At 49.8% G+C, this 500-nt stretch carries 1 protein-coding gene; it reads right to left on the bottom strand.

From position 1 onward, the window contains the following. A partial coding sequence (locus AN477_RS00005; RefSeq protein ID WP_169787819.1) for a transposase occupies positions 1 to 500 on the bottom strand: 500 nt, incomplete at both ends.

The raw sequence follows: 500 nt of genomic DNA, 5'->3' as shown, positions 1-500 counted from the left end.
GTCAGGATAATAATCAAATTACCTTCACTGTCCAACGTCTCTATCCAACGCGTTGGATGAGTCATACTCCGAGAGGCGGATGAGCCGATCCTTACCACATCGTCCCGAAGAACAGGTGACCCCTGTGGTATCGTCCTTCTCTCGTACGTTTCAGCAATGCTTGTATTGTATCGGAGTCGGGTGACAAAACGCGTTCCCCCACGACAGTACTCATCAAACTTTCGGTAATCGACGTAGCCACGGTCAAATATGTAAAGTGCATCCCTGTCCAGTTCAATAAGACTGTCCATCTGCGTCCGGTCGGACGGCTTCGCTGGAGTTAGGATAGCCTTATCTGGGTGTACAAGCCCGTCTACGAAAGCCAGCCGTAAGTGTAATTTGACACCAGCATGGGTCGGAAGATACAGGGCCCAAGGGTATTGGGACAAACACAGCGTTATGGTGGAAGAGTCGACTAGGTTAATGCGACCTAATTGCTTCGTGGCCTTTTTCAGTCCAAT

Origin of the sequence: Paenalicyclobacillus ferrooxydans, from assembly GCF_001399675.1 — a bacterium.
GTDB lineage: Bacteria > Bacillota > Bacilli > Alicyclobacillales > Alicyclobacillaceae > Alicyclobacillus_B > Alicyclobacillus_B ferrooxydans.
The sequence above is the reverse complement of the archived record's forward strand: the minus strand, read 5'-3'. Positions and strand labels throughout refer to the sequence as shown.